Genomic DNA, 18,865 nt, shown 5'->3' with positions numbered 1-18,865 from the left:
TGAGGGTAGGTACAGCGTCTTTTCGTGCCGCAAGTGAACTGGCGCAACGCGGCACGAAAGGCAGGGACAACGGGTGTGCTCAGCCGAGAAGGGTGATGCCGAGGGAGAAATTGGTGTGCTTGACGGAGTGGTTCATGAGGCCCAGCTCCAGCAGGCCGACGTTCTCCAGCGCCCGCGCCATGAACAGTTCCCCGGTGTCCCAGGGGCGCAGTCCCAGGCTCTCGACGAACGCCGACACGCGGGCCTTCGCCTGCGGGTCGTCGCCGGCGATGAACACGTCCAGCGGGCGATCGTCGGCCGGGCCGGCCGCCAGAACGTGGGAGAACACAGTGTTGAACGCCTTGACGACATACGCGTCGTCGGGAGCCGCCTTGGCGATCTCCTGTGCTCCAGAACTGTCGTCGGGGACGACGAGGCCCCGCAGGTCGGGGGCTACGGGGTTGGTGATGTCAACGATGATCTTGCCGCTGAGTACGTCCCCGTAATCCCTCACCACCGCCGCCGCCCCGGCGTACGGCACGGCGAGGACAACGATGTCCCCGGCCGGTGCGGTGCCGGCCGTCCCGACCGTGGCGCCACCGAGCGCAGCGGCCACTTCCTTGGCCTTGGCCTGGTCGCGGCCGATGATCTCGACGGTGTTACCGCCGGCGAGCGCCCGGTCGGCCAAAACGCGGGCCACGTTCCCCAGGCCGATCATGCTGATGCTGCTCATGGAGTTCCTGCTTTCCGGAGCTGGATAGGACGCCATGTCCAACCCGTCGTTTTTGACGGTTGTGTCGTCGACGCCGTCGAATGACACGATCGGACACGATCGGGGCGTTCAATTCCTGACGTGCTCATTCTGGGCCTGGGCCCTCCGATGTCGAATTCTTGTGCCGAATTCGCTCGGACCATTAGGTACCTATTCAGGTTGCCATTGGCCTGAGTGGGCGTCCAAGACTTCTTTTCGTTGCGGTGATACCCTGGAGGTATCACCGGCTCGGAGGGGTCATGGATCTGGACCTGCGCAAACTGCGTTACTTCGTCGCTGTGGCCGACCAGTTGCACTTCGGCCGCGCCGCCGATGAGCTGCACATCGCGCAGCCGGTGCTCAGCCGGCAGATCCGTGCGCTCGAGCAGGATCTCGGCGCCTCGCTGTTCACGAGGGATCGCCACGGCGTGGAGTTGACAGATGCGGGCCGGCAACTGCTGGCCGACGCCGGTCCGCTGCTCGCCTCAACCCACGCGGTCCGCCGCCGGGTGTCCGCGGCCGCCGGCGGCAAGCGGCGGCTGATGGTCGGCTTCCGGGCAGGCGTCGCAGTCACCCCGGCGGCCCGTGCGTTCGAGGACCGGCACCCGGACGTGGTCGTGGACGTGCAGCGGATCGAAGGGGACGACCAGGCTGCGATGCTGCTCGACGGCCGCATCGACGTCGGCTACGTGCGGCTGCCCATCGACGAGGCCGGCCTGCGCGTCACCCCGCTGTACACCGAGCCACGGGTAGCGGTACTGCCCGCCGGACACCGGTTCGCCGGCAAGGAGCAGGTCACCGAGGCCGACCTGGCCGGCGAACCGCTGGTCTGGCAGGGCGGCCCGAGCACGCAGCCCACCAAGCGCCCGCTCCCCAATGCCGGGTACCCGGTGCGTGGGGTGGACGAGACGCTCGAGCATGTCGCGGCCGGACGGGGCATCTCCTTCCTGGCCCGTTCGGCGTCCGTGTTCTACTCGCATCCGGACGTCGTCTATGTGCCCAGCCCGGATCTGGAGCCCGACCAGGTGTGCCTCGCGGTGGCGGCATCGCACATCTCACCGGTAGTGGATGACTTCGTCACTGCGGCCCAGTCGACGGCCGAGATCACGGCAGAATGCGGGAACTACGAAATGTGGCAGCTTGGTGGCGATGCGGTCACAAGGCGTGCTTGAGCAGTTCGGCTGACCCCCGAGACCGACTGGAAGTACGCGCCGCGGACGCGGCTCAAGTCGGCTGATCGCCCTGTAGTCGGAGCGGAGCCGTTCACCGACGGTCTGTCGTTCGTGGCGCCGAGAGTGGGTCCTTGCGATCCAGAACCCGACGGTGGGTTCCAGCCGGACGTGTTGGCTGCCCGGCCGTTGGCCTTCGTTTCCTGCCGGCGTGGACCAGATGGGCCACCCGCATCTTCAGAACCCCCAGCTGCATACGAGTCTTTCATGCGCCACCGTGTATACGGACTCATGTGATCAGCCGTCTGTTCGAACGGGCGGGGCGTGAGCGCCCTGGGCCGGGATGGCGGCCTCGAACTCCTGAAGCGTTCGGGAGGCGCCGGTCTCCCCGGCGGCCTCTGCCGCGGCTTTCGGCAGGCGGGCGGCCAGTTCCGTAAAAGCCCGCGGGTCCGGGCGAGGCGCCGGGCGGGGTCCGCTGGTGTCGCGTACCAGCGGGTGCAGCCGCGCGACCGGCAGCGCGTCCAGCCCGGCCGCGGAGGGTCAGGTCAACTCGACACTTCCTCCCGCCGCCGGTCATCGCCGGCTGTGGCGGGGATGGCGTTGTCGATGAGGACGGCGGCGATGGCGGCGGCGGTGGGGAAGGCGTCGGCGTTGAGGACCCGAGTGCGTGCCGCGGCGCCGTCGATGAGCAGCGCGAGCTGCTCGCCGAGCTGTTCAGGGTCGACGGCGCCGGCTTCGCGGGCCGTGTCGGCGAGCCGCGCGGCGACGGCTTTCTTGTAGTCGCGTGCGTACTGGGACGCGGGGTGCTCGGGGTCGTGGAGTTCGACGGCGGCGGCGATGTAGGGGCACAGGGGAGTGGTGGCGGGGATGTCGAAGGCGGCGAGGAGCCGTTCGCGCGGCGTGAGGTCGGCGCGGTCGAACACGTCGGACAGTACGGAGGGGTCGAACCGGCGCAGGTACTCGGCGACGAGTTCGTCCTTGCCGGTGAAGTGCTGGTAGGCCGTGCGCTTGGACACCTCGGCCGCCGCACAGAGCTGGTCCATGCCGGTGCGGTTGATGCCCTGCTCGCGGAACAGCTGCTGGGACGCGCTGATGATGCGCTCGCGGGCGCCTCGGCCGCGGCGCCGCCCCGTGGGGCCCTTCTCCAACTCCGTCATGGCTCCATCGTACCTCCCTTGGGTAACGACCGGTGTACATAGTTGCGTCCCGACCGCCCACCCCATAACGTAAGCACACAGGGCGGTGTACATAACGCCGCCGTCCCAGGTGCACACGGCACCACCGACTCAAGGGAGTGACGATGGGAAAGCTCGACGGCAAGGTCGCGGTCATCACCGGCGGCACCACCGGCATGGCGCTGGCCGGCGCGAAGCTGTTCGTCGACGAGGGAGCGCACGTCTTCATCACCGGCCGCCGCCAGGAGGCCCTGGACAAGGCCGTGCAGCAGATCGGCCGCAACGTCACCGGAGTTCAGGGCGACGCCTCCGACCTGGACGACCTGGACCGCCTGTACGACACCGTCAAGCGGGAGAAGGGCAGCCTCGACGTGCTGTGGGCCAGCGCCGGAGGGGGCGAGCCCGCCCCGCTCGGCGAGATCACCGAGACCCAGTTCGACACCTGGTTCGGGCTCAACGCCCGCGGCACCCTGTTCACCGTCCAGAAGGCCCTTCCGCTCTTCAACGACGGCGGCTCCATCCTCATGACCGGCTCCAACGCCTCCCTCGGCGCCTTCCCCGGCTGGAGCGTCTACGCCGGCAGCAAGGCCGTCCAGCAGGCCTGGGCCCGCATCTGGCTCAACGAACTCAAGGACCGCCGCATCCGCGTCAACGTCCTGACCCCTGGCCAGGTCGCCACCGCCAAGCAGGAAGAACTCTTCGACGAGGCCACCAAGCGCCAGTTCGAGTCCCTCATCCCGCGCGGACAGATGGCCCGCCCCGACGAGATCGCCACCGCCGCCCTCTTCCTCGCCTCCGACGACTCCAGCTACGTCAACGGCATGGAACTCGTCGCCGACGGCGGCACCACCGCCATCTGAACCGAACAACCCACAACCAGGGCAGGACTTCTCATGAGCAGCATCAGCATCATCGGCACCGGGAACATGGCCCGCACCATCGGTGCGCGGGCGATAGCGGGCGGCAACACCGTCGAGGTCATGGGCCGCGATCACTCCAAGGCCGCGGACCTGGCCACGGCGCTCGGCGGCGGCACCACGACGGGAGAATGGGGCACCGCCCCGGCCGGGGACATCGTCATAGTGGCCCTGCTGTACGACGGCGTCGTTCCGGCCGTCGCCCACTACGGAGACGCCCTCGCGGGCAAGATCATCGTCGACATCAGCAACCCCTTCAACTCCAGGTTCGACGGGCTGGCCCACCGCGAGGAGACCTCGATCGCGCAGGAAGTCGCCAAGGCGGCCCCGGCCGGCGCCGGCGTGGTGAAGGCGTTCAACACCGTCTTCCGCCATGTCCTGGAGAAGGGTCGGCCCGACGTCTTCCTCGCCGGCGACGATGCGCAGGCCAAGGCGCGTGTGGAGGCGTTCATCGAGAGCCTCGGGCTGCGCCCGCTGGACGTCGGCGGCCTGAAGATGGCGCACTGGCTGGAAGGAGCGGGCGTGGTCACGGTGGGCCTCGCCAACCACGGGGTGGGCAACCTGGACTTCGCCCTCAGCGTCACCGAACTTCCTGCCTGAGCAAACGGTCGACGGATCACCGAAAGGAGAGCGCACGCCGCGCAGCCCGCCGCCGCATCATGGCGCCGGGCAGCAGGCGGCACCCAGGCCATCCGAATGGATTGCGGGAGACGGAGTGCGAGCACGGAGACCTCGGCGTGCTCGCGGTCGGCGCCGGTGAGGGCGCTCTCGCGGCCGTAGAAGTTCTTGTCGTTGGTGGAGTTCCAGCTCTCGACGACCTGCAGTCCGCCGTTGATCGCGCGCCGGAGATGCTCATCAGCGAGATCACCGTCGGTTGTCACGGGCCCCCCGGCGCGTCTCGGAACACCTGTGGCGCAACCGAATCCGCATCGAGGCCGCGAACACGATGACGCCACGGCCTGGGGGCTCGTATGGTGGACACGAAGGGCGACATATACCGATACCGGCTGGTATCACGGAGGTGCGCGTCGCCGGGGGCTTCAGCCGTACCCGCCGCGGAGAAAGAGCCAGAGATGCGAACGAACATCATCCGCAACCGCGCCGTAGCCGTCAGTCACCACAGCCTCAACGGCTGGACCGTCTTCGAGGTCGACGGCGAAATCGATTTCCACACGGCCCCCCAAATACGCGAGGCGGCGATCGGCCTCCTCGACCAGGGGCACCGCCATTTCGTGCTGGACCTGTGCTTCGTCCCCTTCCTCGACTCCACAGGACTCGGCGCCATCGTCGCGATCACCAAACGCGTCAAAGCCTGCCAGGGCTCCCTCCGCATCGCCTGCCCCTCGCCCCGGATACGCAGAGTCTTCGAAATCAACAGCCTGCAACCGATCTACGACTTCTACGACTCGCCTCAGGACGCCACCCAGCACCCACCCACTCCGGACGGCCTCGCCCACTGGCCGCACCCCATAGTCTGAAACCCCGGCCGCCCCGGAAGCCGCACCTTCCGTCACCTCATGAAATCGGATGGTTTCGACAGGTCGCGTCGGTGGCCGGGGCGGGCGTTGCACATTCGGCTGTCACCGGTCAATATGGTGACGTGAACCATGCCTTTCCCTGCGGAACGCTTCCTCTCGACTTCGTCGGCACCCTGCGCGCGCGACGCAACGCGGTGCCCACGGAGAAGCTCCCCTCACCCGATCTGCTCGACGCGTGGTTCGTCGAGTCCGGGATGCTCGATGCGGAGCCCGGCGCGAACGACGCGGACCTCAAAGCCGCCTTGGAACTCCGTGAGTTGATCTACGAACTGGTCGTGGTGCGCCTCGCGGGTGAGGAACTGCCCGCGGCGGCGGTCACTGCGTTGAACCAGCGAGCGGCCGGTATGCCTGTGGAAGTGCGGCTCGGCCCGGACGGCGTGAGCCACACCGGGTCGGCCTCCCAGGGGCTTGCCGGCCTCGCGCGTGAGGCGGTCGAGATTCTCGGGGGTGATGAGGGGACACTGCTGCGCGAGTGCGCACGACCCGAGTGCACCCAGGTCTACCTCGACCGGTCGCGTGGTCACCGCAGAGAGTGGTGCGCGATGAAGACCTGCGGGAGTCGGGTCAAGTCGGCCGCCTATCGGGCGCGTCAGCGCAGCACGAAGAGCTGACGGGCCGCTCCGGGAGCCCCACCGGTCACCGGCGGGCACAGAGGACGTCGTCCAGGCCGACGAAGCCGCCCTCCTGTCACCCGCAGCCCCATCAACGACCCAACTGCCCGTCAGGAGACCGCCCTTGCCGGGTACCGGCCGACGCTGCCCGCTGAATACGGTTGCGGTGGTCCGTTGTTGAGGGAGAGGGCGGGAGACCGTGGATGTGTACGAAGCCGTGGAGAGCCGCCGGGCCGTGCGGGCGTTCAGTGATGAGCCGGTACCCATGGAGATACTCGAACGAGTGCTGTCCGCAGCCGCGCGAGCTCCGTCGAGCGGGAACCTCCAGCCGTGGCATGTGTACGTCGTAACCGGCGATCCCTTGGCCGAACTGAAGAGGCGCGCGACGGCCAGGGCACTGGCCGGAGACCCGGGTGACGAGCGGGAGTACCCGATGTACCCGGCCGACTTGACCTCGCCGTATCTGGACCGCTTCTCCGCCGCGGCCGCACAGCGTTACGCAACCCTGGGAATCGAGCGCGACGACCCGGAGAGGCCCCAAAAGATCGCCACCTTGAACGCGGGGGCGTTCGGGGCACCGGTCGTACTGTTCTGCTACCTCGACCGCGCGATGGGGCCCGGACAGTGGGGAGACGCGGGGATGTACCTGCAGACGGTCATGCTGTTGCTACGGGCGGAAGGGCTGCACAGTTGCCCCCAGGTGATGTGGACGATGTTTCGCAGGACTGTCACCCGGACGGTCGGAGCCGATGACGGACTCGCCCTGTTCTGCGGTGTCGCAGTCGGGTTCGAGAAGGAAGGCGTGACACATCTGCGTACGGGGCGGGCCGACATGGCGGAAACAGTGAGCTTCATCGGAGTGTGACCGCCACAACCGCAGTGGCCTCGGCGACGGCACACGATGCCGCCTTGCCGCACCGGGCAAGCAGGCTGCTGGCCCGGCGTGCGCCACCGTGGGCGGCCGACCGGTCCCGGGGGCCGCGGTGGGCGCACGCCGAAAGATGCGGCACCGCGTCGCGTCGTCGGACCGCCCGGACACCCCCGGTACGCGGACGGCCCTGCGCCCCACGACGCATCCCGTTCGGTGCCGCGCTGATCACCGAGGAGTACGGGACAGCCGTCAGGCCCCCGAGTGTCCGGCCCCCTCGCCAAGGAACTCGGTCACGGTGCGCACGAACGCCTCAGGTTCTTCGAGGTGCACGAAGTGACCGCTGCTCTCGAAGACGGTGAGCCGGGAACCCGGTATCCCCTCGTGCATCTCCTCGGCCCATCGGACGGGGCATATCCAGTCGTAGCGGCCGACGAGAATCTGTGTGGGGATGCCGACCTTTCCCAGAGCGCCCCGCACATCCCAGTTTCCCGCGGACGGAATGTACTCGACCTCCACGCTTCCGACGGCTTCCCTCAGCTCGTTCGGCATCCCCCAGTAGTCGGCGAAGTACGCGGGAATCAGGCGCCGTACGTGCTCCGTGACCTCGGCCTTGGTGGTCCGGGGTGTTTCCGACTGCCGGTAGGCGGTCACGACATCCGCGACCTCGGAACGCCCGGCGTTCCGTCGCTCGAACGCGCTCATCTGCACCTCCGCTTCCGCGTGCAGGTCCGGGCCGAGGAGGGGGGCGCTGTCGTAAAGGATCAGTCCCGCAAGTTTGCCCGGGTGGTCCAGCTCGTACTGCAGGGCGACGAATCCTCCCGCGGAGTGCCCCAACAGATAGACCTCCGGTACTCCCAGGTGGTCCACCAGCCCGTCGACGAAGCGCGCGTACCGCTCCATGCTGTAGTGGCCGTCGGGGAGCTCTCCGGACTCCCCGGCTCCTACCGGGGCCACATAGACGGCCGTCATGTGCCTTTCGAGGAGTGGCATCCGCAGGTATTCCCAGTGGACTCCCGGACCGCCGGAGTGCACCAGGCACACCGGGCCGTCGCCTGCCACGTGATAGCGCTGGATGACGCCGTCGATCACGATCTCGTGCACGCCGGGCGCGAGAGTCTCACTACGTTCGAGGTTGCGTTCGAACACTTCTTCTGTCCTTCTGATGCCGTCGAGGTGTCGCCCGCCGGTGCGGCCGACGCCTGTATGACCTGCCATCAGGGCCGGTTGTGACATGGGCACCGACGCGCGCGCAGGCTCGGGACGAACGGCGAGGCGAGGGCGGCCCACAGGGCGTTGCCGTCGACCGGTGTGCGTTCGCTCGGCAACCGTCGGCGAGACTCTCGACCAGGAGCAGACCTCCGCTGCTCGGCCGGTGGATCAGCGTGCCGCCCACGCCTCCACCGCGGTCGTCACCGGCGCTCCCGTACGCGCCGACTCTTCGACGGCCAACGCCAGCAGATGGTCCTGGCAGCCTTCGGCCAGCGGATACGGTTCGGGTCCGGCGTCCCGGACCCATGCCCCCGTGCGGCACAGCAGGTCCACGACGGCGAGATCGTCCTCGGACAAGCTCGCGCCCAGATAGTCGTTGCGCCACATCACCCGTCCGTCGAACGAGATGTGGTGCACCTCCGCCCCTTCCAGGTTGAGATCCGTCCCGGTTCGGCGACGCATCAGCGGGGACTCCACGGGCGTGCGCGGATCGGCCATCCGTACCACCGTGTCGTCCACCATCTCGCCGAGCGAGCCGCGTACCACGATCCGGCGGGCGCGCAGCGGATTCCACCACTGGTTGTCCGTGAAGTCGTAGAGGCCCGTGCGGGCCCCACCGAAGTCCAGGAAGGCGAGGGTGGTGACGGCGTCCTTGGGAGTGAGATCGTCCGACCAGCCGGCGGGGGACAGCGGATCGGAGAGCGGGGCGGTGAAGGCCTTCGCGGTCACGGTGACAGGCCCGCAGGCGACACCCAGCGTGTGCCGGATCAGCGACATCGCGTGATACATGTGCGTCGAGGACACCTGGACGGACGTGACGTCGCCGATCACGCCCTCGCGTACGAGGGCGATGCGAGCGGCGTGGCCGGGCATCAGGGTGTACTGTTCCGCGACCTGGACGAGCCCGCCGCCCCCGGCGCGTGTCGCGCCTCCCACGGCATCCCACAACTCCCGAAGGCCGCGGACGTCGGGCGCCGGCGGAGTCTCGGCGAGGACCGGCACCTCACGCTCGACGAGTTCCTGTACGACCTGCGGCGTGATCTCCCACGGCACCGACGGGATGACGAACTCGGGTTCGGCGGCGCACAGTTCGCCGACCGTCTGGAAGGCGGGTACACCCCACTCCGCCTCCAGCTGGGCAACGCGCTCGGCCGAACGTGTCACCACGCCGGCCACCGCCAGGCGCTCGGGCAGGAGCCTCGCCAGCCGGACGAAGAATTCGGCCCGCCAGCCACTGCCCACGATGCCGAACCGTATGGGTGATGTCCTCACGTGTCCGTTCCTCCCCGCATTCGCGGCCCGAGTCTAGCCCGGTGACCTGGGGCACGCGCCACCACGACCGGGCGTATGACCGGGCGCATGCGGCCCTGCGCCGCCTTCCGTACCACCCGATCAGGCAATGACCGTCCCGGAGGACCACGAGGACCACGAGGACCACGAGGACCACGAGGACCAGGAGGACCAGGAGGACCACGAGGACCACGAGGGCCCCAGCGGCGCGCGGCGCGCGGAGTTCTCGGCGGACGCCACCTGGCGGACCACCACGGTCGGTCCCGCGGCCAGGAGCCGGGTCCTGTGGTGTATCTGCTGGTGGGGCTGGCCGGGTCACGGCACGAGCCCCGGGGCACGCGCCCCGGGACTCGCCGTGTACCGCGACCGGTCAGAGGATCAGGCGGACCTGAGTCCCGGGTTGCCGGCCTCGGTGACGAAGGAGGCGGCCGTGGTGATGGGGGCGCCGGGCGTGGTCACCGCGGACACCGTCTTGAAGTCGGCGCGCGCCGTGTCCTCGCCGAGGGTCACCAAGGCATAGCCGCGCCGGCCGTTGTAGAACTTCAGGTGCGGGTTGGCCTGCATGTAGGTGGCCCAGTTGGACGGCTTGTCGGAGCCGTCCTTGCCGCTGGTGATCGAGCTGGTGACGATCTCGGTGCCGAGGGTCTTCGAGGCCGGGTCGTCGAAGTCCTTCTTGATGTCGAAGCCGTAGTGGACGTGTACGTCGCCGGTGAGGACGACGAGGTTGTCCCGGCCGGCGGACTCCCAGCCGTCGAGGAGGCGCTGCCGGGATGCCGGGTAGCCGTCCCAGGAGTCCATGGACACCTTGAAGTCCGGTGTCGTGCGGTCCTTGCGCTGGGCGAAGGTGACCTGCTGGGGAACGACGTTCCAGGTCGCCTTCGAGGTGCGCCAGCCGTCGATGAGCCAGCGCTCCTGGGTGGCGCCCGGCAACGTGCGGGCCGGGTCCTGCGACTCAGGGCCCGGGACCTGCCAGCCGTCGCCGTACGCCTGGTCGGAGCGGTACTGGCGGGTGTCGAGGATGTCGAACTGGGCGAGCCGCCCAAACTGCAGACGACGGTAGAGCTGAGCGTCGGGGCCGTGCGGGAGCTGCCGGCGCCGCAGCGGCTGGTTCTCCCAGTACGCGCGGTAGGCGGAGGCCCGCCGCAGCAGGAACTCCTCCGGGGGCACGTTGTTCTCGGGGGTGTCGTCCGCGTAGTTGTTCTCCGTCTCGTGGTCGTCCCAGGTGACCACGAACGGGTGTGCCGCGTGGGCCGCCATCAGGTCGGGGTCGGACTTGTAGAGGGCGTACCTGAGCCGGTAGTCCTCCAGTGTGAGGGTCTCCCGGTTGAAGATCTCGGGCAGGACGCGGTCGGTGTAGGCGCGGGCGCCCCCGGTCGCGGACACCGCGTACTCGTAGAGGTAGTCACCGAGGTGCAAGACCGCGTCGAGGTCCTCGTCGGCCAGGTGACGGTAGGCGGTGAAGTAGCCGTCGTGGTACGCCTGGCAGGACACCGCGGCCAGGCGCAGTTCGGTCAGCCGGGCGCCCTTCGACGGGGCGGTGCGGGTACGGCCCACGGGGCTCGCCCACTGGCCCACGCGGAAGCGGTAGTAGAGGACGCGGTCGGCGTCCAGGCCGTCCACCTCGACGTGCACGGCGTGGTTGTACTCCGGGTGCGCGTCGACGGTGCCGCGCCTGGTGACGCGGGTGAAGCGCTCGTCGTGGGCGAGTTCCCAGCGGACCTTGAAACGCTTCTGGGGCAGGCCGCTGCCGCTCTCGTAGGGGCGGGGGGCGAGCCGGGTCCACAGCAGTACCGAATCGGGCATCGGGTCACCCGAGGCCACGCCCAGCGTGAAGGGGTTCTCGGTGATCTGCACGGCGCTCGCCTCGGCCGCCGCGGCGGTGCCGCCGAGCGGGATGTTCGCGGCGAAGGCCAGCGTCGCCGCCGCCCCGGTGACGGTCAGGAAGCGGCGTCTGTCCAAGTGGCGTGCGGCGTGGCGTAGTTCGGGGGAGTGCCCGGACGGAGAAGCTGATGCGGAAGGCTGCATGGGTGTGCGCAATCCCTGACGTGCGGAGTACGGCCGTGGGGCCCGGCCGGTGGTGCCAGGGCATTGCAGTGGTGCAGTGCGGCGCGCAGTTGCCGGATGGTTGGCGCGTCCATGTCGAGCGGGTGACTGTTGATCTTCCCCGCCGTCCCGAGGCCTCTCTTCACGGTTCCCGCACGGATCCGCCATTCCCGAGGGGTTGTTCGGCGCGGTGCGGCCCGTCGCCGACGGCATCTACAACAGGGTCTGCCCGTCCTGTTCCACCTGTTGCCGGCGGTGCTGATGTCGGCGGGCGGGGCGTGGACCGGCTGCGGACGCGTGGCCCGCCTGCCTCGGACCCCGCCGATGAGTTTCTGTCGGTTGCCGGGTCAGTACGGGTATGACTGCTACGAACAGGCCGCCGGTCGTCTCCCGCTCGGAGTGGCTGGCCGCACATGACGCCCTCCGCGCCCGGGAGAAGGCGCACACCTGGGAGGGCGACGCGATCGCCGCCGCACGGCGACGGCTGCCCATGACCGAGGTCGACCCGTCGACCCCGCTCGTCGGAGGCAACGGAACGGTCTCCCTGATCGACGTCTTCGACGGCCGTACCCAGCTGTTCGCGTCGTACCACATGTGGCACGACGGCCGCCCCGCCGCCGACCAGTGTGAGGGCTGCACCTTCTTCACCGGCCAGGTCCGCGAACTGTCCTATCTGCACCAGCGCGACGTCACCTTCGCCGCCTTCTGCCAGGGCCCCTACGAGGAGTCCGAACGCTACCGGCGCTTCATGGGCTGGGAGATGCCCTGGTACTCCGTACCCGCCGAGTCCCACGAACGGCTCCTCACCGGCCGTCACTTCGGCATGAAGGCGTGCTACCTCCGCGACGGCGACCGCGTCTACGAGACGTACTGGACCACCGGACGAGGCGTCGAGCCCATGACGCCCTCCTACGGCATCCTCGACATGACCCTCTACGGACGGCAGGAGGTCTGGGAGGACTCCCCGGAAGGCTGGCCGCAGCCGTACGAGACCCGCGGCCAGCAGTTCCGCAAGAACGGACGGCCGACCGCGCAATGGGCACGGATCGCCGCCGGGCACGAGGACGACCTCCACGGCGGACAGCCCGGCACGGGCAGCACGGGCTGCTGCGGCTGAGCCCGGGCCCGACAGCCCCAGCGGAACCCGACAGCCCCAGCGGAACCACCGTCCCGAAGACCGCGGTGGGCACAGCGCGCGTGCCCACCGCGGTTCGCCCTCACTCGCTCTCCCACTCCCTGGGAGAGCGACGACCTCCGATGGAGGCGATCAATGCGTCCGCCACGATCGCCGCATCCGCCTCTGCGACATCCGCCGGGTATTCCGGCAGCAGATCGTCCCAGACGGGCATCCACGATCCGTACAGCTGGGTTTGTCCCTCGGGCCTGGCGAAGAACCAGATGTGCAGGTGTGCGCCTCCATCTCCGATGCGGTAGACGTGGGCTCGCGAAATGTGCGGCAGGGCCTGCACATGGCGGACGATGTGAGTGGACAGGACCCCCAGCTCGGCTGCCAGCTCATCGGGCAAATCAGCCATGTCGTGGTGCTCACGCGGATGCAGCATGAGCACCAGCGGCACACCGACTCCCGGGATCCGCGTGAGCCGCCAACTGTCGTTGAACCAGATGCCGTCGTCTCGGGCACGGCACGCCCCGCAGTCCGACGGGTCCTCGCCGTGTCGCGGAGGCTCGGGCAGAACCGGAGGGCGCAGCGCCGCGACGCGCAGTCCCTCCGGTTCGAACGGGCTGATGTCCCACCCTGTCATGCGCGCGAGCGGGAGCCGACGCTCACCGTCCGCAGCGGCAAGCGCGTGGTCGTAGAACTCGTCAGGTCGCAAGGCCATGGTCCGAAGGTTAGTTCGGCCTCGACACCCAGAGAGGGCCAGGGTGGCGGCGAACGCCGGCGTGCGGGTGATGCCAGGTGTGGACTGGTGAGCCGCTCCGGCACCACCGCGACGGCGGTCGCATCAGCCGAACCCTCGCGCCGTTCAGGAGGCGCTCAAATCCAGTGGTGTGGAAGTCGGGTTGGGCGGCGGGTTGAGAACGACCTGGGGCTGACCGGGCACCGGGTTCGGCGGGGTCATGTCGGACTTGGGCAGCTTGGGTGGGGTGGTCTGGTTGAAGACCGTGGTGTCGAAGTCGACAAGGCCGGTCTTCTCCATCACGGTGATGTGGTCGAGCACCGTGTCGTTCGCCTGATTGGCCAGGGCGCGGATCAGCGAGTTCTTGGTGGTCGAACGGACCTTGGCGATCGTGTTGAAGATCGAGCCGTGGGTCATGCGAAGGATGTTGGCGAAGTCGACGTCGAACTGCCGCCCCGATTCCCCCTTCAACTGGGTGACGAAGCCCTCCTGTTGAGGACTCGCCACGTTGGGCAGCGTGATGTTCAGCATCGGTGCGATCTTGCGGCAACTGGTGTCCAGGGCGGCGTGCCCGTCGACGAGGTGCTGGCTCGCGGTCTTCACGGCTTTGCTCTGTCCCTTCTGCAGGCCGATCTGGCCGAGCGGGTGCTCCCACAGGCCGGCCGCGCGCACCTTGACCACGAAGTCCCGCTCGCCTTCTGTCAGTGGTCCCCACTGCGTGTTGGCGATGACCCGGTCGGGCGTGGTCGACACGGTGTCCAGGCCGAGCATCGCTGGGTACGCGAGGGCGCAGAGTGTCAGGGCCAGCGCGCCGCCCACAAAAAGTGTCCCGATCACATTTCCCGAACGCTGCACCGTTCCTCCTGCCTGTCGACTTGTCCGCCGATCTGTCGTCGCCTGGTGCGGGCGGACGAAGAGGAGTACGCACGGGGAGCCGCTCGGACTCAGCGGACCTGGTGAAACCTGAGGATCCGAGATTCTTGCTCTCCGGCCGCCCCTGGTCGGCGAAGCCACGAACGGAGAGCGAGGCCGGCCCCATGACACCGGCCATGGCACCTTCCGCCACGTCGTCGAGCACGGACGGGGCTCGGGCCTTGCGCACCGCCCGGTGCCTACCCCGCTGCGACGCACGCCTCCGCCTCCGCCAAGTACAGCGCCACCGGGCCCAGAGTCAGCATGCCGCTGCCGGCGCCGGCGTGTTCTGCACAGGCATCACGCAGGGAAGCCTCCGCGCGTGCGGCGATTGCGCGCTCGCCGAGGCGTGCGGCGGCGCGGGCGGTCAGGCACCACATGGCCTCCTGCATGTGGTCACGCGCTGGTTCGGGCGCCGCGGTGAGGGCGGTACGCGCCTCCTCTCCCCGGTTCTGGGCGAGCAGCACGAGGGGTCGCGCCCAAGGCCGGTACGGGCCCCAGTCGAGGTGCGGATCAGTGGGCGCGGGCCGGTCGTGCAGCAGGCGCAGCCCGAGTAGGGCCAGCGGGAACAGACCGCGGTGCAGCCCCGGCATTCCGGCCGTCCGGAGGGCGTTCTTGGCAGCGCGGTAGTGCGCTGCGGCCGTGGCCGCGGTCGGTCCGCCGGGTTCAGCGCTGCGAGCTGCCGCGCTCCGGGCCCGGAACCATCCGGTGAGGACGGGGACGAGGGGCGCCTCGATGGTGGCGGCGAGCTCTTCGGCCGCTTTGGCGTGCGCGGTCGCGGCGTCGAGGTCGCCGAGGGCCGAGGCGGATTGAAGGCGGATGAGTCGGCCGAGCACGGCGAAGTTCGGCAGCTCGTGCCGGGTTGCCAGATCGAGGATCTCGACGCCGGTCCGGTCCCGTACCGCCGCCAGCCCGGGGCGGGCGAACGACTGCAGGAACACCCCGTTGAGGGCGAAGGCCAGCAGAGCGGGATCGGCCAGGGCCCGTGCCAGCGCCTCGGCTTGCTGTGCCGCCTGCCGCACACGCCTCCGCTCGGTACCGGACAGGTCGGCACTTCGGCTCTCGACGGCGATCGTGGCGAGGAGGCGGGCGGACAGATCGGCGGGGCCGTCGGGGCCGAGCGCGGCGAGCGTGCGTTCGGCAGCCGCGACGACGGCGCGGGACTGCTCGGGGTCGTCGGCCCGGCTCCAGACGGCGGGCACGTCGTAGGCGCCGATGACCCGGGCGGTCAGGGAGAGGTCTCCCGTGCGTTCCGCCGCCTGGATGGCGGCGAGGCGGTCGCGTCGCGAGTGGACGAGCGCGTCGCCACCCGCCAGTGCGAGGGTGCGGGCCACATCCACGGTGGTGCGCGGGCCGAGACGGACACCTATGCCGGTCCACGCGGTACGAGCGCCTTCGGGGGGCACGGACCCGTTGAGGATGTCGGTCTCCAGGCGTTGGAGGTCGGCAGCGGGGTCGAGTCCGAGTTGATCAACGAGCATGGCGCGGGCGCGGCGGAGGGCAGCCAGCGCGTCGGCCTGGCGACCCGCGCGGTACAGCGCGCGGGCAAGCAGCCCCCAGGCCGGCTCGCGCCACGGATGCTCGGCGACGTGGGCACCCAACTCGGCGACGAGATCACCCCCTTCCCCGTGGTCGAGGAGGATGCGGGCGCGCACCTCCACCCCTTCCAACCGCAACTCCTCCAGCCGGGTCCGCTCGCGCTGCGCCCACGCGGAGCCGGGCACATCGGCGTAGGCGGGTCCGCGCCAGGCCGCGAGTGCCGCGCCGAGGTCGGTCACCGCGTCGGGGTCGCGCCGGGCGCGGGCCAGGGTGTCCTGGAACCGATGGACGTCCACGTCCTCACGCGGCAGGCGCAGCGCGTAGCCGGGACCTTCGGTGACGAGAACGCGCGGCGGATCGCGGGGTGGCCGGCCGGGTTCGAGGGCGCGGCGCAGCGCGGCGACGAACGTACGCAGAGCACCCACGGCGCGGGTCGGCGGATCGGTCCACAGGTCATCGACGAGGGTGTCGGTGGTGACCATCCGCCCCTCGGCGGCGACCAGCCGGGCGAGCACCTCGCGATGGCGGGGTCCGCCCAGGTCGATCGGGCTGCCGTCGTCGCCGAGGGCTCGCACGGCACCGAGCACGTCGATTCGCATACCCCCATCCTCCGTGCCGGGCGTCGGCCGCGCCCACCCGTACTGATCGGCTGCTGATCGCTGTCGCCCAGGCTGATCCGGTCGGTCCCCGACCCGAAAGGACGGCTTTCATGACGCTCACCATTCCCGGCTTCGCTCACATCCGCCTGCCCGGTGCGGACGGTGTGGAGCTGGCTGCCGCTGTCGGCGGCAGCGGCAGCCCGGTCGTGCTGCTGCACGGCTTCCCCCAGACCCATCTGATGTGGCGACACGTCGCCGAGCGACTCTCCGTCGAGCACACGGTGATCTGCCCCGACCTGCGGGGCTACGGCGCCAGTGACAAACCGGCGGCCACCGAGCCCGACGCGTACGCCAAGCGCACCATGGCCGCCGACATCGTGACCCTGGCGGCGGCGCTCGGCCATGAACGCTTTGCCCTCGTCGGCCACGACCGAGGCGCCCTGGTCGCCTTCCGGGCGGGGCTTGACCACCCGGAGACCATCACGCACCTGGGCATCCTCGACATCGTGCCGACGCTCGACATGTGGAACGTCCTGCGCGGCACCTCGGCGGCGGTCGGCTACCACCTCTTTCTGATGGCGCAGCCGCCAGGCCTGCCGGAGGAGATGATCGCCAACAGCGCGGACATGTTCTTCGGCTCGTTCCTCGACGCCTGGGCCAACGACCCGACCGCCATACCGGAGGACGTGCGTGCCGAATACCTGCGGGCCGGCGCGGGGGCCGTGACGTCGATCGTCGCGGACTACCGGGCCTCGGCGGGCATCGACGTCGTGCACGACCAGGCGGACCTGGACGCAGGGTCGCAACTGGCCATGCCCGTGACGGTCGTCCAGCAGGACTGGGGCTCGCAGTTGGGCTACGACGCCGCCGCGGTGTGGAAGGCGTGGGCCCCGGATCTGGACCACCGACTGACCCGAGCGGGACACTTCATGGCCGAGGAGGCACCCGACGAGATCGCGGTGGTGATCCAGGATCTGCTGGTCCGTTGAACCGCCTGTTCGCGACTCGTCGGCCGGGCGCACGGTCGGTCTGCGGCGAGCCTTGACTGCGGCCGGGCCCCGCACCGGGGGACAACGAACTGCCTCATGTCCTAGGGAGCCTACGGAGCCTGTCCTACGGAGCCGGCTCGACCGGCGCCTTCGGTTCCCCTTTTGACCGGCGAGGGATCGGGGAAGTGACGGGTTCGGCTCAACCGTGGCCGGGCCCGTCCTGCAAGTCGGCGACATCCGGTTCGCCGACGCGCATCGGCCCTTGCCCGTACCCGGAACTGTGGCTTCCACCACGGCGAACGCGATCTTGCCGTGGTGAGATCATCGGATGCTCGGTTTCCTCCTCCGTCTCCTGCCGTTCTGGGTGCGCGAGCCCCTGCTCATCGCGGTCGGGTCCGTTCTCGGCGTACGCATCATGTATCTCGCCGTCAGCGATCACGATCGGGTCGCGGCCGGTCTCGGCGTGGTGTTCCTCGTGTTCACCGCCATACGTGTGCACATGGTGGTCCGGGCCCTGCGCGCACGACGGAACCCGAGCCGCGCGGCCTCCGAGGACGGAGCGGCGGTCGAGGCTGCGGCCCGGACCGGAGCTGAGCCGCGCCGTGCCCCGGACGCTCCGGCCGCTCCGGACGCTCCGGATGTCGCGGACGCTCGCGACGCTCCGGAGAAGGATCACAACGCGGGGGCCCAGGCCGTCGCGGCCGTGGCCGTGTTCGGCGCACTCGCGGCCGTGCTGTGGTGGGCACCACGCGTGATGCCGTCCGACGACAACTCCGCGCGGCCCGCCTCGTGTTCGGGTGAAAAGCCAGCGGAGCTGCCGAAGGTCTACAAGGAGAAGCCCCAGCCGGTGACCGGCGCAGAGCTGTGCAAGGCGCTCAACCGGCCCGACCTGGCCAAGCTCCTCGGGACGCCTGGAGAGACCGCGACCACCGCTTCCGGCACCAGCAACACCGCTCTCCTGACCGACGGGAAGGTCGCCCAGCCGGAGGCCGAGGTCGCGTTCGACACGTACACCGTGAATGTCTCGGCCACTTACAACGAGATGTCCACCGACCAGTATGTGAAGCTGATGAAGTTCGGGGACGAGACGGACGTCAAGACCCTTACGGTTCTCGGTCGGCCCGCGGTCTTCTCCTCGGATCACACCGTGAGGTTCCAGATCAGTCTCGGGAGTGGTGGAACCGGCGGACCGGCCGAACAAGGCCCCCTGGCCAGGACGCTGTCCGTGGCCTTTGACCGTGATGACCGGGGCGGCTACTACGACATCACCGTGTGGAGCACGTCCGGAGCCCTCCCGGACGACAGCGTTCTCCTCGGCATCGCCGAGAAGGTTCTTCCGACGATTCGCGGACGAGCTGTTCGATGAGGCGCCGAGATCCCCTCAGCGTTCCCGCACCGACCCTCCAGGAAAGAG

The 18,865-nt window shown here is 69.5% G+C and carries 17 protein-coding genes; 9 read left to right on the top strand and 8 right to left on the bottom strand.

Annotated elements, in window-relative coordinates; all coding sequences use genetic code 11:
• Positions 1-79: 79 nt before the first annotated feature.
• On the bottom strand, positions 80-712 hold the full coding sequence (locus OG199_RS03110; protein WP_356802522.1) for an NAD(P)-binding domain-containing protein: 633 nt from the start codon (positions 710-712) through the stop codon (positions 80-82).
• Between the two features lie 278 nt (positions 713-990).
• On the opposite strand from OG199_RS03110, the gene OG199_RS03105 reads away from it, so the two are divergent.
• Positions 991-1,902, top strand: a complete 912-nt coding sequence (locus tag OG199_RS03105) for a LysR family transcriptional regulator (RefSeq protein ID WP_405827777.1) — start codon at positions 991-993, stop codon at positions 1,900-1,902.
• 542 nt (positions 1,903-2,444) lie between these two features.
• On the opposite strand, the gene OG199_RS03100 is transcribed toward OG199_RS03105, so the two are convergent.
• Positions 2,445-3,056: a TetR/AcrR family transcriptional regulator gene (locus OG199_RS03100; RefSeq protein WP_405827775.1), complete on the bottom strand. Its 612-nt coding sequence runs from the start codon at positions 3,054-3,056 to the stop codon at positions 2,445-2,447.
• Between the two features lie 143 nt (positions 3,057-3,199).
• Here OG199_RS03100 and OG199_RS03095 point away from each other — a divergent pair, with 143 nt between their 5' ends.
• The 5 genes from OG199_RS03095 (at position 3,200) to OG199_RS03075 (ending at position 7,005) form a co-directional block, all read left to right on the top strand.
• Complete coding sequence (locus OG199_RS03095) at positions 3,200-3,934, top strand: SDR family NAD(P)-dependent oxidoreductase (RefSeq protein ID WP_405827773.1); 735 nt, start codon at positions 3,200-3,202, stop codon at positions 3,932-3,934.
• Between the two features lie 33 nt (positions 3,935-3,967).
• Positions 3,968-4,591, top strand: coding sequence for an NADPH-dependent F420 reductase (locus OG199_RS03090; RefSeq protein ID WP_405827771.1), 624 nt, complete (start codon positions 3,968-3,970; stop codon positions 4,589-4,591).
• Between the two features lie 473 nt (positions 4,592-5,064).
• Positions 5,065-5,469: an STAS domain-containing protein gene (locus OG199_RS03085; RefSeq protein ID WP_356802515.1), complete on the top strand. Its 405-nt coding sequence runs from the start codon at positions 5,065-5,067 to the stop codon at positions 5,467-5,469.
• Between the two features lie 122 nt (positions 5,470-5,591).
• Positions 5,592-6,140 (top strand): ABATE domain-containing protein, encoded by a 549-nt coding sequence (locus tag OG199_RS03080; protein ID WP_356802513.1) that lies wholly within the window; start codon positions 5,592-5,594, stop codon positions 6,138-6,140.
• 199 nt (positions 6,141-6,339) lie between these two features.
• Entirely contained in the window at positions 6,340-7,005 is a 666-nt protein-coding gene (locus tag OG199_RS03075) for a nitroreductase (protein WP_401804391.1), read from the top strand.
• A 255-nt stretch (positions 7,006-7,260) separates the two neighbouring features.
• Here the strand turns inward: OG199_RS03075 and OG199_RS03070 are convergent, their stop codons facing one another.
• The 3 genes from OG199_RS03070 to OG199_RS03060 all read right to left on the bottom strand — a co-directional run bounded on the left by OG199_RS03070 (position 7,261) and on the right by OG199_RS03060 (position 11,535).
• The gene (locus OG199_RS03070) at positions 7,261-8,157 is read right to left on the bottom strand and encodes an alpha/beta fold hydrolase (protein ID WP_405827768.1); all 897 of its coding nucleotides are present in this window, start codon (positions 8,155-8,157) and stop codon (positions 7,261-7,263) included.
• A gap of 231 nt (positions 8,158-8,388) precedes the next feature.
• A complete protein-coding gene (locus OG199_RS03065; RefSeq protein ID WP_405827766.1) occupies positions 8,389-9,492 on the bottom strand; it encodes a Gfo/Idh/MocA family protein in 1,104 nt (367 codons plus the stop codon).
• Between the two features lie 396 nt (positions 9,493-9,888).
• Positions 9,889-11,535 carry an alkaline phosphatase D family protein gene (locus tag OG199_RS03060; RefSeq protein ID WP_405827764.1) on the bottom strand — a complete coding sequence of 549 codons (1,647 nt, stop codon included), beginning with the start codon at positions 11,533-11,535 and terminating at the stop codon, positions 9,889-9,891.
• A gap of 376 nt (positions 11,536-11,911) precedes the next feature.
• Between OG199_RS03060 and OG199_RS03055 the strand changes: the two genes are divergently transcribed.
• Entirely contained in the window at positions 11,912-12,670 is a 759-nt protein-coding gene (locus OG199_RS03055) for a DUF899 family protein (RefSeq protein ID WP_405827762.1), read from the top strand.
• A gap of 100 nt (positions 12,671-12,770) precedes the next feature.
• Here OG199_RS03055 and OG199_RS03050 read toward each other — a convergent pair whose 3' ends face one another.
• The 3 genes from OG199_RS03050 to OG199_RS03040 all read right to left on the bottom strand — a co-directional run bounded on the left by OG199_RS03050 (position 12,771) and on the right by OG199_RS03040 (position 16,462).
• Positions 12,771-13,394: a hypothetical protein gene (locus tag OG199_RS03050; RefSeq protein ID WP_401804404.1), complete on the bottom strand. Its 624-nt coding sequence runs from the start codon at positions 13,392-13,394 to the stop codon at positions 12,771-12,773.
• 144 nt (positions 13,395-13,538) lie between these two features.
• Positions 13,539-14,231 carry a DUF4142 domain-containing protein gene (locus tag OG199_RS03045; RefSeq protein ID WP_401805032.1) on the bottom strand — a complete coding sequence of 231 codons (693 nt, stop codon included), beginning with the start codon at positions 14,229-14,231 and terminating at the stop codon, positions 13,539-13,541.
• A 293-nt stretch (positions 14,232-14,524) separates the two neighbouring features.
• Complete coding sequence (locus OG199_RS03040; protein WP_405827760.1) at positions 14,525-16,462, bottom strand: BTAD domain-containing putative transcriptional regulator; 1,938 nt, start codon at positions 16,460-16,462, stop codon at positions 14,525-14,527.
• Between the two features lie 110 nt (positions 16,463-16,572).
• On the opposite strand from OG199_RS03040, the gene OG199_RS03035 reads away from it, so the two are divergent.
• Both OG199_RS03035 and OG199_RS03030 read left to right on the top strand, forming a co-directional pair.
• Positions 16,573-17,451: an alpha/beta fold hydrolase gene (locus tag OG199_RS03035; protein ID WP_405827758.1), complete on the top strand. Its 879-nt coding sequence runs from the start codon at positions 16,573-16,575 to the stop codon at positions 17,449-17,451.
• Positions 17,452-17,779: 328 nt separating this feature from the next.
• Entirely contained in the window at positions 17,780-18,817 is a 1,038-nt protein-coding gene (locus OG199_RS03030; RefSeq protein ID WP_405827757.1) for a DUF6215 domain-containing protein, read from the top strand.
• The last annotated feature ends 48 nt before the right edge of the window (positions 18,818-18,865 follow it).

Origin of the sequence: Streptomyces sp. NBC_01176 (assembly GCF_045039825.1) — a bacterium.
Lineage (GTDB): Bacteria > Actinomycetota > Actinomycetes > Streptomycetales > Streptomycetaceae > Streptomyces.
Note: the sequence above shows the minus strand (reverse complement) of the source record. Positions and strands in the feature narration are given on the sequence as shown.